This window comes from Bacillus sp. PS95 (assembly GCF_037963565.1).
GTDB classification, from domain to species: domain Bacteria; phylum Bacillota; class Bacilli; order Bacillales; family Bacillaceae; genus Bacillus; species Bacillus subtilis.
The window spans coordinates 2,142,551-2,156,278 of sequence record NZ_CP150160.1; the positions used below are offsets into that span (position 1 = coordinate 2,142,551).

A 13,728-nucleotide genomic window follows, 5' to 3' on the forward strand; every position below is an offset into this window, starting at 1 on the left:
TTTTAATTTTGTTTTATATTTCCTGTTTTAACCACAAAAAAACCGCAGCTGAGCTGCGGTTTTATGTATCGACTGCTTTTAACAAAATCTGTTTGATGCTTCAAGGAAGCATTACATCTCTTCGAAGTATTCTTTATAATAGCCGCCGACTTTATTCGTATTGTCGACCACAAAGAGAAACTCCTCTGTTTCATTTTTTACTTCATATTCTTTTCCCGGCGTTAAAACGCGGTTTACGATATATTTTTTTGCGTTTGTCTGCACACACTTTACTTTTTTAATGGTTTCTTTTTCAAGCCAATTTTTATGAATCATGATGAAATCTCCTTTTCTTATCTATAAGCTTATTGTAGCTTTTTTCTTTTGTAAATTGCAATATCGGTTATTCATTGATTTTGCCTTGATTTCTATTATAGAATGTTTGTATACGCTTACGTTTGAAGCAACTATCACAGCTTATTTCTGCTATTCAATCCAGGAATCAATGTGCTATCACCAAGAATCTCAGAACAGACCATAAAAAATGACTGGAGGTTTGTTACGGATGAGTTCTTTAACGATGCAAGTGACGAAAAGGCTGGAGACATTTTTACAGGGAACAAAGAAGCTTTATATTGACGGAAAGTTTGTTCCGAGTGCCTCAGGGGCAACCTTTGACACTCCAAACCCGGCGACCGGCGAAACCTTGATGACGCTGTATGAAGCCCAGGCTGCGGATGTGGACAAAGCTGTTAAAGCTGCCCGGAAAGCCTTTGACCAAGGTGAATGGAGAACAATGTCTCCAGCTTCGAGAAGCAGACTGATGTATAAGCTGGCAGACTTAATGGAAGAGCATAAAACTGAGCTTGCTCAGCTTGAAACACTTGATAATGGGAAACCGATCAATGAAACGACTAATGGAGATATTCCGCTGGCTATTGAGCATATGCGCTATTACGCCGGCTGGTGTACAAAAATAACAGGACAGACGATTCCGGTTTCCGGCGCTTATTTTAATTATACGCGTCATGAGCCTGTCGGTGTCGTCGGCCAGATCATTCCATGGAATTTCCCGCTCCTGATGGCGATGTGGAAAATGGGCGCGGCACTTGCAACAGGCTGTACAATCGTCCTCAAACCGGCTGAACAAACACCGCTTTCAGCTCTTTATTTGGCAGAATTAATTGACCAAGCCGGTTTCCCTGCCGGTGTAATCAACATCATCCCAGGATTCGGTGAAGATGCGGGAGAAGCGCTGACGAACCACGAAGCGGTTGATAAAATTGCCTTTACCGGTTCCACTGAAATCGGAAAGAAAATCATGTCCACCGCAGCGAAAAGCATTAAGCGTGTGACATTGGAGCTGGGCGGAAAATCGCCTAATATTCTTCTGCCGGATGCGAATTTGAAAAAAGCCATCCCGGGCGCTTTAAACGGTGTGATGTTTAACCAGGGCCAAGTCTGCTGTGCGGGCTCACGTGTCTTCATTCATAAAGACCAATATGATGAAGTTGTTGATGAAATGGCGTCCTATGCTGAGTCACTCCGCCAAGGAGCGGGACTTCATAAAGATACTCAAATCGGGCCTCTCGTAAGCAAGGAACAGCATGAGCGCGTTCTTTCCTATATTCAAAAAGGAAAAGATGAAGGAGCAAAAGCAGTGACCGGCGGAAGCTGTCCTTTTGAAGCAGGATATTTTGTCGCACCGACTGTGTTTGCGAATGTTGAAGACGAAATGACCATCGCAAAAGAAGAAATTTTCGGACCCGTGCTGACTGCAATTCCGTACGAAACTGTCGATGAAGTTATTGAACGGGCAAACCATTCAGAATATGGGCTTGCGGCCGGACTATGGACAGAGAACGTCAAGCAGGCTCATTATATCGCGGACCGACTTCAAGCCGGAACCGTTTGGGTGAACTGCTATAATGTGTTTGACGCGGCGTCTCCATTTGGCGGTTATAAACAGTCAGGACTCGGACGAGAAATGGGATCATATGCCTTGGATAATTACACAGAAGTCAAAAGTGTATGGATAAACCTTGAAGACTAACATGTATGTTTAAAAAACTGCTGCCTGCCAGCAGTTTTTTTCTTTCTGTAATGGCAGTAAAATACGCTGAATATATATGCTTCTGAAGGAGTTGAGCGTGATGGGCACACTTCAGGAGAAAGTGAGGCGTTTTCAAAAGAAAACCATTACGGAGTTAAGAGATAGGCAAAATGCTGATGGATCATGGACATTTTGCTTTGAAGGACCAATCATGACAAATTCCTTTTTTATTTTGCTCCTTACCTCACTAGATGAAGGCGAAAATGAAAAAGAACTGATATCATCCCCTGCAGCCGGCATTCATGCAAAACAGCAGCCAGACGGCACATTTATCAACTATCCCGATGAAACGCGCGGAAATCTAACGGCTACGGTCCAAGGATATGTCGGGATGCTGGCTTCAGGATGTTTTCACAGAACTGAGCCGCACATGAAGAAAGCTGAACAATTTATCATCTCACATGGCGGTTTGAGACATGTTCATTTTATGACAAAATGGATGCTTGCCGCGAACGGGCTTTATCCTTGGCCTGCTTTGTATTTACCATTATCACTCATGGCGCTCCCCCCAACATTGCCGATTCATTTCTATCAGTTCAGCTCATATGCCCGTATTCATTTTGCTCCTATGGCTGTAACACTCAATCAGCGATTTGTCCTTATTAACCGCAATATTTCATCTCTTCGCCATCTCGATCCGCACATGACAAAAAATCCTTTCACTTGGCTTCGGTCTGATGCTTTCGAAGAAAGAGATCTCACGTCTATTTTGTCACATTGGAAACGCGTTTTTCATGCACCATTTGCTTTTCAGCAGCTGGGCCTACAGACAGCTAAAACGTATATGCTGGACCGGATTGAAAAAGATGGAACATTATACAGCTATGCGAGCGCAACCATATTTATGGTTTACAGCCTTCTGTCACTTGGTGTGTCACGCTATTCTCCTGTTATCAGGAGGGCGATTACCGGCATTAAATCACTGGTGACTAAATGCAACGGGATTCCTTATCTGGAAAACTCTACTTCAACTGTTTGGGATACAGCTCTAATCAGCTATGCCCTTCAAAAAAATGGTGTGACCGAAACGGATGGCTCTGTTACAAAAGCAGCCGACTTTTTGTTAGAACGCCAGCATACCAAAACAGCAGATTGGTCTGTCAAAAATCCAAATTCAGTTCCTGGCGGCTGGGGGTTTTCAAACATTAATACAAATAACCCTGACTGTGACGACACTGCAGCCGTTTTAAAGGCGATTCCCCGCAATCATTCTCCTGCAGCATGGGAGCGAGGGGTATCTTGGCTTTTATCGATGCAAAACAATGACGGCGGATTTTCTGCTTTCGAAAAAAACGTGAACCACCCACTGATCCGTCTTCTGCCGCTTGAATCCGCCGAGGACGCTGCAGTTGACCCTTCAACCGCCGACCTCACCGGACGTGTACTGCACTTTTTAGGCGAGAAAGTTGGCTTCACAGAAAAACATCAACATATTCGACGCGCAGTGAAGTGGCTTTTCGAACATCAGGAACAAAATGGGTCTTGGTACGGCAGATGGGGTGTTTGCTACATTTACGGCACTTGGGCTGCTCTTACTGGTATGCATGCATGCGGGGTTGACCGAAAGCATCCCGGTATACAAAAGGCTCTGCGTTGGCTCAAATCCATACAAAATGATGACGGAAGCTGGGGAGAATCCTGCAAAAGCGCCGAAATCAAAACATATGTACCGCTTCATAGAGGAACCATTGTACAAACGGCCTGGGCTTTAGACGCTTTGCTCACATATGAAAATTCCGAACACCCGTCAGTTGTGAAAGGCATGCAATACCTTACCAACAGCAATTCGCATAGCGCCGATAGCCTCGCGTATCCAGCAGGGATCGGATTGCCGAAGCAATTTTATATTCGCTATCACAGTTATCCATATGTGTTCTCTTTGCTGGCTGTCGGAAAGTATTTAGATTCTATTGAAAAGGAGACAGCAAATGAAACGTGAATCTTATCAAACGGAGATGTTCAATTGGTGTGAAGCCCTGAAAGATCAGATTCAAAAGCGAGGTCAGCTTGACCAGTTTGAAGATCAAATCGACAAGATGATTGAGGCTCTGGAAGATGACCAAACAACAGAAGAAGATTGGTATAAACAGGCCGCTGCCCTTTATCGGGATATTACAGAATCAGATGATACAAGTGAAAGACGCGCTTATGTCCCTATAGGGAAACACGTGCTGCCAAAGCTTCCTTACAAATACTCCGCCTTAGAACCTTATATTTCACGCGATATTATGGTCCTTCATCATACAAAACATCATCAAAGCTATGTCGATGGCCTGAACAAAGCAGAATCAGAGCTTAAAAAAGCGAGAGCGACAAAGAATTATGACTTAATCACTCATTGGGAAAGAGAGCTTGCGTTCCATGGAGCGGGCCATTATTTGCATAGTATTTTTTGGTTTTCTATGCATCCAAACGGAAAACGGCGTCCTACAGGGGCATTGTTCCAAATGATAGACCTTTCATTTGGAAGCTATTCCGCTTTTAAAGAACATTTTACCCAAGCCGCTAAAAAAGTGGAAGGCGTCGGCTGGGCCATTCTGGTCTGGGCACCTCGATCAGGACGGCTGGAGATTTTAACGGCAGAAAAACACCAGCTCTTCAGCCAATGGGATGTGATCCCCCTTTTACCGCTTGACGTATGGGAGCATGCCTACTATTTGCAATATAAAAATGACCGGGCCAGCTATGTAGACCACTGGTGGAATGTCGTGGATTGGCGCGAGGCAGAAAAACGTTTTGAGCAGGCAAAAGAAGTCGTTTGGAAGCTCTATTAATAAAAGCCCCCTTTCCCCGGGGGCTTCGTGTTTTAAAAAATCCCTACCACATGCAAAAACACGATGATGATGGCAACAGGAGATAGATATCGAATGAGCAGCAGCCAAACCGCAAACCACTTTCGTTTGAGATTGGAACCGCTTTTCAGCTCGTCAAACAAATCCTGTTTCGGTATTTTTAGCGGGACAAAAATCGAAATCAGTAACGCACCTAACGGCATTAAAATATTGCTCACAAGATAGTCGGCCGCATCAAAAATAGACAGATGAAATATAGAGACGTCACTTAAGACACCGTATGATAATGCAGACGGCACACCGACAATAAAAATAGCAATTCCGCCTAACCAAGCGAATCGTTTTCTCTTATTGACATCGCCTTTCGACAGTACTGCGACCAAAATTTCCAGCATTGAAAAAGCAGATGTCAATGCAGCAAATAAAAATAGAAGTAAAAATGCTAATAAAAAGATAATTCCGAACGGCATTTGATTAAACACAGTCGGCAGCACGTTAAATAACAGAACCGGGCCTTGGTCTGGCTTGAGGCCGAATGAAAAGACAGCTGGAAAAATCGCAATTCCGGCCATTACAGCAACAAGCATGTTCATAACAGTTACAGATACAGCGGACTGTACCAGATTTTCCTGTTTCTCTAAATAAGCGCTATACGTTACCATGACAGATACACCGACACTTAATAAGAAAAAGGATTGTCCCATTGCATATAAAATGGTATTGGCATCAATTGCAGTTAAATCAGGCATCAGGAAAAATTTGATTCCTTCCATCGCACCATCAAGTGTAACCGAACGCACCATTAAAATGATGAATAATAGAAAAAGCGCCGGCATTAATACTTGGCTTGCTTTTTCAATTCCGCTGCTTACCCCTTTTGCAACAACTAAAATTGTTACCACCATAAAGAGCAGCTGGCCTCCTACAGCCAAATAAGGATTTGAAATGGTACTTGCAAATATCGTATCAAAACCAGATGTTTGCGATAAACCGCCAGTGAAGCCTTTTATAACATAAATTAAAATCCATCCGCCTACGACACTGTAGAAAGATAGAAGAATAAAGCACGTCACCATGCCTAAATAACCGATCCAATGCCACTTCGTTCCTGGAGCAAGTGTTTTATAGGACTGAACGGCATCTTTCTGTGTTCTTCTGCCTATGATGAATTCACCTAACAATAAAGGCAGTCCGATTAAAACCGTAAATAAAATAAAAATAAGTAAAAATGCGCCTCCTCCGCTGGTTCCGGCAACATATGGGAATTTCCATATCGCACCAAGCCCGATAGCTGATCCTGCCGCGGCTAAAATAAAGCCGAGCTTCGAAGACCATTGATTTGCTTCCTTCACCGTATCACTCCTATTTGATCTAACCATTATAAAGGTTCATTGTAAGAATATCTTCCTATATAGTCAAGAACATTTTAATTAGTTTACATTATATATCTATAGACATCTGCTAAAAACTAATATTGAATTATTCAGAAAATTATTTATAATAAGAGAATGTTATGAAATTTGTAAGAATTTCTGCTGAAGTTCTTGATAAGTGTGTTAGGAGTGTTTTTATGGACATCATTAGAAAAATAAGTCATTTTGCAGGACAAACCTTTGGCATATGGGTCATTGTTTTTGCAGTGCTGGGATTTTCTTTCCCATCTTTATTTACGTGGATCAGTTCTTATATTACGATTTTTCTTGGCATTATCATGTTTGGGATGGGCCTTACACTGCAAGCCGATGATTTCAAAGAGCTGGTCAGAAAGCCTTGGCAAGTTATTATTGGAGTAATAGCTCAGTATACGATCATGCCGCTCGTTGCTTTCGGCCTCGCATTTGGGCTTCATCTTCCAGCTGAAATCGCAGTTGGTGTTATTCTTGTCGGCTGCTGTCCCGGGGGAACTGCATCTAATGTTATGACATTCTTAGCAAAAGGAAATACTGCCCTTTCTGTTGCGGTTACGACAATTTCTACCTTATTGGCACCTGTTGTAACACCGTTGTTGATTATGCTGTTTGCCAAAGAATGGCTTCCTGTCTCACCGGGGTCTTTGTTTATCTCAATCTTACAGGCGGTTTTATTTCCGATCATTGCAGGTTTGATTGTCAAAATGTTTTTCAGAAAACAAGTAGCAAAAGCCGTACATGCCCTTCCGCTTGTTTCTGTCATTGGCATCGTTGCGATTGTTTCAGCTGTCGTCAGCGGCAATCGGGAAAATCTGCTTCAATCGGGGTTGCTCATTTTTTCAGTTGTTATCCTGCATAACGGTATCGGTTATTTACTTGGGTTTCTTTGTGCAAAACTTTTAAAAATGGATTACCCGTCTCAAAAAGCGATTGCAATCGAAGTCGGCATGCAAAACTCCGGACTTGGGGCTGCACTTGCCACGGCTCATTTCTCACCGCTATCTGCCGTACCAAGCGCAATATTCAGTGTGTGGCATAACCTTTCAGGTTCTATGCTCGCAACATATTGGTCAAAAAAAGTGAAAAAGAAACAAGCTGGATCCAAAAGCAGCAATCTATCATTTTAAATATGCATCAAAAAAGGTACATCACTTTATCGTGATGTACCCTTTTTTATTATCCTTCTAATAAAAGCTGTTCAGGATCTTCCAGTAAATTTTTGATTGTCACGAGGAAACCAACCGCTTCTTTACCGTCTACAATTCGGTGATCATAAGATAAAGCGATATACATCATCGGACGGTTTTCGAAACGCTCTTCATCAATGGCTACAGGGCGCAGCTGAATCTTATGCATGCCCAGTATACCGACTTGCGGGCTGTTTAAAATTGGAGTTGACATCAATGAACCGAAAGTCCCTCCGTTTGTAATCGTGAAGGAGCCTCCCTGAAGCTCGCTAAGGGTTAATTTATTGTTTCTTGCTTTTTTCGCAAGCTCGCCAATCTCTTTTTCGATTCCTGCAAATGTCAGGCGATCCGCATCCCGCACAACCGGAACGACAAGGCCTTCATCAGCAGCAACAGCGATTCCGATATCGTAGAATTTTTTAACGATCAACTCATCGCCTTGAATTTCTGCATTCAACAGCGGATATTTTTTCAATGCAGCCACGACTGCTTTCGTGAAGAAAGACATAAAGCCGAGCTTCACTTCATTTTGCTCAAAGAATTGATCTTTGCGGCGTTTTCTGAGATTCATGACAGCCGTCATGTCCACTTCATTAAATGTGGTCAGCATCGCTGATGTTTGCTGTACCTCTACAAGGCGTTTTGCAATCGTTTGTCTGCGGCGTGACATTTTTTGCACTTCAACAGGTTTGTCAAAGCTTTGCTGTGCTTTTTGAGCCTGAGGCTGTTGCTTTTGCTGAGGAGCCGGTTTTGATGCCGGTTTTTCGTACGCTTCGACATCCTGCTTGCGCACTCTTCCAAGCGGATCTCCAGTTGGAACTTGAGACAGGTCAATTCCTTTTTCTCTCGCAAGCTTACGGGCCGACGGAGAAGCGATCGTTCTTGATTTTGCTTCAGATTGTGCTTCCTCGCTCACCTCTTGTGCAGCTGGTTCAGCCTGTTTCTCTTCTTTTACGCTTTCCTTGCTTTCTGCTTTCTCTGTAGGAGCAGGGGCAGAACTTTCACCCGCGCCTTCTGAAATCGTACCGATAATTTCTCCGACCTGGACGGTATCACCCGAATCTTTCAATACCTCTTGAAGTACACCCGATTCTTCTGCTGTCAATTCAACATTCACTTTATCCGTTTCTAGTTCAAGCAGATATTCACCCTGTTCTACATAGTCACCAGGCTGCTTTAACCATTGGGCTATTGTTCCTTCTGAGATTGATTCTGCTAATTCAGGTACCTTAATTTCCGCCATTTTTTCATTTCCCCCTTAGTTTTTGCGAGTCAAGCTATCAGATACAATACGTTCCTGTTCTTTTTTATGAACTGTCGGATCTCCCTCTGCAGGGCTGGATCGTCTTCTTCGTCCAATATATTGAACGCTTACTCCCTCTGGTGCAATCTCTGTCAAATACGGGCTGATATAACCCCAAGCCCCCATGTTCTGCGGCTCTTCCTGCACCCAAACGATTTCTTTCAGGTTCGGAAGTTTTGCAAATAATTCTTTGACTCCTTTTGCCGGGAATGGATACAGCTGTTCGATTCTCGCAATGTGAAGCCACTCTTTACCGTCTTCTAACTTATTAAAATGATCACTGATGTCTATAGACACTTTACCGCTGGATAATACAAGTCTGGTTACTTTTTCATAGTCATGAGAAAGTCCCGACTGTTCATAAACAGGCTGGAAGCGGCTTTCGCTGAGCTCCTGCACTTCCGACACCGTATTTGGGTTGCGAAGAAGGCTCTTCGGCGTCATAATGACGAGCGGTCTGATTTCTTCACGAAGCAGCATTTTAGCCTGTCTTCTTAAAATATGGAAATACTGTGCCGCGCTTGTCAGGTTGGCAACCGTCCAGTTGTTTTCCGCTGCAAGCTGCAGGAATCGCTCGATTCTTCCGCTTGAGTGCTCAGGCCCCTGTCCCTCATAACCGTGCGGGAGCAGCATGACTAATCCGGATTTTTGGCCCCATTTCGCGCGTCCGGCAGAAATAAATTGGTCAAAATACACTTGAGCAGCGTTGGCAAAATCTCCGTACTGTGCTTCCCACAAAACAAGCGTTTCCGGTGAATGCACGTTATAGCCGTATTCAAAACCGAGAACCGATCCTTCAGACAGCGGGCTGTTATGAACAGCAAATGATGTGCTGCAGTCAGATAAGTGATGAAGCGGCACAAATTCTTTGCCCGTCTCACTGTCATGAAGCACAAGGTTTCTTTGGGCGAACGTTCCGCGCTCGGAATCCTGTCCTGTTAAACGAATCGGTGTTCCGTCTTTCAAAATTGAAGCAAACGCGAGTGATTCTGCCAAAGACCATTCCACTTTTCTGTCATCATCGAACGCCTTGGCGCGTCTTTCTAAAATGCGTTTTAGCTTGCCGAAAACATTAAATGACTCCGGCCAGTTGATCAATTCGCCATTCAGCTTGCGGAGCACATCAAAATCAATCGAAGTGTCCACATCTGGGAAACCGTTTGATACAGGCTCTGGAAGTTCAATTTCACAGGCAGTGTGTTCCTTTTTAGACGGAACTTTCTGATATGCATCCTCAATGCGCTTCGTTACCGATTTTTCGATGTTTTGAACGACTTCCTCGGTAAGCACGCCTTCTTTTACCAGCTTTTCAGCGAAAATTTGTTTGACTGTCGGATGCTTTCTGACAGCATCATACAGCATTGGCTGAGTGGTTGACGGTTCATCCATTTCGTTGTGTCCATAGCGTCTGTACCCGATCAAATCAATCAGAAAATCCTTGTTGAATGTTTTTCGGTATTCGACCGCAAACTTAACAGCTGAGAGACAAGCTTCAGGATCGTCCGCATTCACGTGAACAATCGGAATTTCATAACCCTTGGCCAGGTCACTGGCATATTTTGTCGATCTGGATTCAGCGCTTTCTGTTGTGAATCCGATCATGTTATTGGCGATAATATGAATCGCACCGCCTACTTGATACCCTTTTAAAGAGCTTAAATTCAATGTTTCAGCTACAATTCCTTCCCCAGGGAATGCAGCATCTCCATGGATTAAAATGGCCAGCGATTTTGTTTCATCTTGTACCGGGTATCCGCTTTGTGTTCGCGTTTCCTGTGCCGCTCTTGTGCTGCCTTCAACAATCGGATTGATAAATTCCAAGTGGCTCGGGTTGTTCGCTAACGTAATGCGCGCTGATTTTGTTTCAGCGTCTTGAAGCTCCCGATTCGCCCCCAAATGGTATTTGACATCCCCTGTCCATCCGTAGCTGATTCCAATGGATCCCTCAGACGGTACAAGATCTTTGTTCGGCGCATGCTGGAATTCAGAGAAGATGATTTCATACGGTTTGCCGAGCACATGTGCCAAGACATTCAGGCGTCCCCTGTGCGCCATCCCGATGTTGACACTTGTCGTGCCTGATTTGACAGATTGTGCAATAATGTCATCAAGCACTGGAACAAGAGCGTCCAGACCCTCAATGGAAAAGCGCTTCTGCCCGACGAATGTGCGGTGTAAAAACTGCTCAAAGCCCTCTACTTCTGTCAATCTTTCCAGCACAGCTGACAGCTTTTCAGCTGAGTTCTTCTGGAACAGCTCGCCAGATTCAATCTTTCTTGTCAGCCACTCGCGCTCTTTGAAGTCATGCACATGGTCAAATTCAAAAGAGATGGTTCTTTTATACGTATTTCGTAAATACTGAATGGCTTCTAAACCGTTCGTAATGTTTTTAGGAGCGTCTTTGCAGATGACAGACGCAGGTATTGCTTTTATTTCCTCTTCTGTTAGCCCGTAATCGGATAATGGAAAAAGTTCGCTCTTTTTCTCATCCTTTCTGAGCGGATTGACGGAAGCGTTCAAATGGCCATAGGTTCGAATATCTTCTGCAAGTCTGACTGCGGATGCGATCTTTTGAATCAGATCGGCTGTAACACGTCCCTTTTCTTTTGTTCCCGAGGCCTCTTTTATATCGCTTGGCGGAGCACCGAGCTCGTCGAACATTTCCTTCAAATCCGGGTCAATGCTGTTCGGATCCTGGGTATACTGATCGTAAAGCTCCAGCGCATAGCCGAGGTTCGGACCGTAAAAATCTTCCCAATTCATTCGTTGTTTCATACTATTTTGAAACATTTGAATATTACCCCCAACTTAAATAATCAAGTGATTGATTCACTATCTTGAAATAACTTTCGAACGCTGTGTCCAAAATTATGTAATAAAAACGCTTCCAACGATATTTTACCACTGTTTGCAATTTGATTCTACCTTGATTGTTCACAAAATAGTAAAAAACCTTTATAAAAAACAAAAAATTTAATCATTCGAAAAAACAAACGCCAAAAAGCATAGGATTAAGGGCTATCCTATGCTTTTATGAAGCAGTTTTTTCAGCAGCGGATACAAAACATCCGGTAGCTGATCAACATCCGGGACAAATATACTGAATTTTCCGTACATATCCTGAATCGTCTTCATTTGCGATTCTTCTATTTCTGAGTTGGAGAGAAAAACATTTATCACTTCTATTCCTCTTTTTCGGGCTTCGATAACCGCCTCACTTGTATCGACGATCCCATTTTGTTCGTAGCCAAATGCGGCCGGCTCTCCATCTGAGAAAACAATTAAGAACTTTTGCGCCTCGCTGCGATGCAGCATTTTTTTCGTCATCTGCCTAATTGCGTACCCGTCACGGTTATCTTCTTCTGGCTCAAGCTGCATAATGGCCGGTCCAGACTCTTGTCTTAATGATGATTGGAAGGGAATAACCGTATTGAAATAGTTTGGCTGGCTTGTTTCGGTCGCATCATTTGTGTCCTCCCAGAAACCGACAATCTGATGCGGAACCGCTACCGATTTCAACGCTTCGTGAAACAGCACGATTCCTCGTTTTGTTTCGTCCATTTTGTCGAACATGCTGGCTGAACAATCGACCAGCAATGTAAAAACTGCGTCGATTTCTGAAGATGGTTCTTGCTTTTTGTAGAACAGGCGCGGATTTCGCTCAGTGAAGTAACGAAGAAGCTTATTGTTCAGTCTCCCAGCATGAAGGTCTGTTCTCGGCAATGTTTTTTTATGCTCAAGCGTTTTTTGAATCATTTGTTTCAAACGCTTTTGATACGATTCAATCGTTTTTGCCTGCTGTTTATAAGAATGCTCTTCTTCACTGGTTGCCGGCTGCGGTTCTTTATAAATTGGAAATGCATATTTATTTTCTTTGCCGTCAGCCATACCCGCTCCGTTCGGCTGGTCTTTTTGGGACTCCAACGCTTCCAGCTTGGAATAGTCTTTCCGTTTCGTTTGTCTGGCTGATCCTTGAACAGAGCCAAGGGCCTGATCTCCATCGTCGCCTTCCCTTGAAGCATCTTTTCCTAAATCTGATTTTGCGCCGTGTTCAATATCAAATTGAAGGAAGCTTTTAGACGGTGCTTCTGTTTCCCTGTGCCATGTCGGCATTTCTTCTTCATGGATATCCTCATCACCGTCTGACTGTTTTGGAAGCGTGACGTCATCACTCAGCTTCGGTGCTTTTTTCTCTTCTTCAAATAACGGCTGTTCTGCAGCTTTTGCGTAGTCAAGCTCAGGCAAGAAGAAGTAGGTGTTCAACATGTCTTTATCGAGCACCTCTTCAAGCCCATCCATGAGGTCCTCAACAATTTTCAGAACCTGCCGTGTCGAATCTGCTTCATACACACGCAAGAGCTGTTGCTCAATAAACGGGCGCATCAAATCGATATCTTCACGCATGGACGGAAGGGTCTCAAGCGGCGATTCCGCTGTGAGCTTGACATAGATCGCGCAAAAGAGCGCATCGGTAAAAATGCTTCGTTCCAAATTTAAGGTCAGCTGGGTTGAGAAATGTTTTCTGTACATGTCTTTTCGCTTCGCAAATACATGTTTCGTCCCCGGGCGCTCACGTTTGATGCATTCTTCGATCCTAATGTCTTCAAGCAGCATAAAGAGCTGCTTGGCAAAACTTTTAAAGGTGAGATGACGATGGATATCATTCAAAAAGTTCGCAAACTCATGCAGCGAGCTATATCTTGTTCCGACTGAACGCAGGTAGACGTCGCTTTTCAGACCCGCTTCCATGTCCTCAGCTGCCCTGTCTTTCCAAAAGTGGCTCATATAGATTTTCTTTTCAAATGGATTGTAATAGGACTGAACGCCATACTCCACTTCTACCGCTTCACTCTTGGTGAGTGTTTTGGCCAAATCAGTCAGCATCATAAATAAAAATGAATCAATCGTGCTGTCGTTAAATTTGATAAATTTCATCGCAGCCCCC

The 13,728-nt window shown here is 43.7% G+C and carries 9 protein-coding genes; 4 read left to right on the forward strand and 5 right to left on the reverse strand.

Annotated elements, in window-relative coordinates; translation table 11 throughout:
- Positions 1-111: 111 nt before the first annotated feature.
- A complete protein-coding gene (locus tag NSQ12_RS10810; protein ID WP_003231245.1) occupies positions 112-315 on the reverse strand; it encodes a DUF6501 family protein in 204 nt (67 codons plus the stop codon).
- A gap of 229 nt (positions 316-544) precedes the next feature.
- Here NSQ12_RS10810 and dhaS point away from each other — a divergent pair, with 229 nt between their 5' ends.
- The 3 genes from dhaS to NSQ12_RS10825 all read left to right on the forward strand — a co-directional run bounded on the left by dhaS (position 545) and on the right by NSQ12_RS10825 (position 4,866).
- Positions 545-2,032 (forward strand): aldehyde dehydrogenase DhaS, encoded by a 1,488-nt coding sequence (dhaS, locus tag NSQ12_RS10815; protein WP_015714095.1) that lies wholly within the window; start codon positions 545-547, stop codon positions 2,030-2,032.
- Positions 2,033-2,132: 100 nt separating this feature from the next.
- The gene (gene sqhC, locus NSQ12_RS10820) at positions 2,133-4,031 is read left to right on the forward strand and encodes a prenyltransferase/squalene oxidase repeat-containing protein (protein ID WP_227057553.1); all 1,899 of its coding nucleotides are present in this window, start codon (positions 2,133-2,135) and stop codon (positions 4,029-4,031) included.
- Positions 4,021-4,866, forward strand: coding sequence for a superoxide dismutase (locus NSQ12_RS10825; RefSeq protein WP_015251901.1), 846 nt, complete (start codon positions 4,021-4,023; stop codon positions 4,864-4,866). The genes sqhC and NSQ12_RS10825 overlap by 11 nt, the downstream gene beginning before the upstream one ends.
- Positions 4,867-4,898: 32 nt before the next feature.
- Here NSQ12_RS10825 and NSQ12_RS10830 read toward each other — a convergent pair whose 3' ends face one another.
- A complete protein-coding gene (locus tag NSQ12_RS10830) occupies positions 4,899-6,236 on the reverse strand; it encodes a sodium-dependent transporter (protein ID WP_227057554.1) in 1,338 nt (445 codons plus the stop codon).
- Between the two features lie 218 nt (positions 6,237-6,454).
- On the opposite strand from NSQ12_RS10830, the gene NSQ12_RS10835 reads away from it, so the two are divergent.
- Complete coding sequence (locus tag NSQ12_RS10835) at positions 6,455-7,420, forward strand: bile acid:sodium symporter family protein (RefSeq protein ID WP_128473986.1); 966 nt, start codon at positions 6,455-6,457, stop codon at positions 7,418-7,420.
- Positions 7,421-7,469: 49 nt separating this feature from the next.
- On the opposite strand, the gene odhB is transcribed toward NSQ12_RS10835, so the two are convergent.
- From odhB to NSQ12_RS10850, 3 genes are all read right to left on the reverse strand, one after another.
- Positions 7,470-8,723 (reverse strand): 2-oxoglutarate dehydrogenase complex dihydrolipoyllysine-residue succinyltransferase, encoded by a 1,254-nt coding sequence (gene odhB / locus NSQ12_RS10840; protein WP_014477077.1) that lies wholly within the window; start codon positions 8,721-8,723, stop codon positions 7,470-7,472.
- 15 nt (positions 8,724-8,738) lie between these two features.
- Positions 8,739-11,573: a 2-oxoglutarate dehydrogenase E1 component gene (gene sucA, locus NSQ12_RS10845; RefSeq protein WP_015483337.1), complete on the reverse strand. Its 2,835-nt coding sequence runs from the start codon at positions 11,571-11,573 to the stop codon at positions 8,739-8,741.
- 228 nt (positions 11,574-11,801) lie between these two features.
- The gene (locus NSQ12_RS10850; RefSeq protein WP_128473988.1) at positions 11,802-13,718 is read right to left on the reverse strand and encodes a nitric oxide reductase activation protein NorD; all 1,917 of its coding nucleotides are present in this window, start codon (positions 13,716-13,718) and stop codon (positions 11,802-11,804) included.
- Positions 13,719-13,728 lie beyond the last annotated feature (10 nt).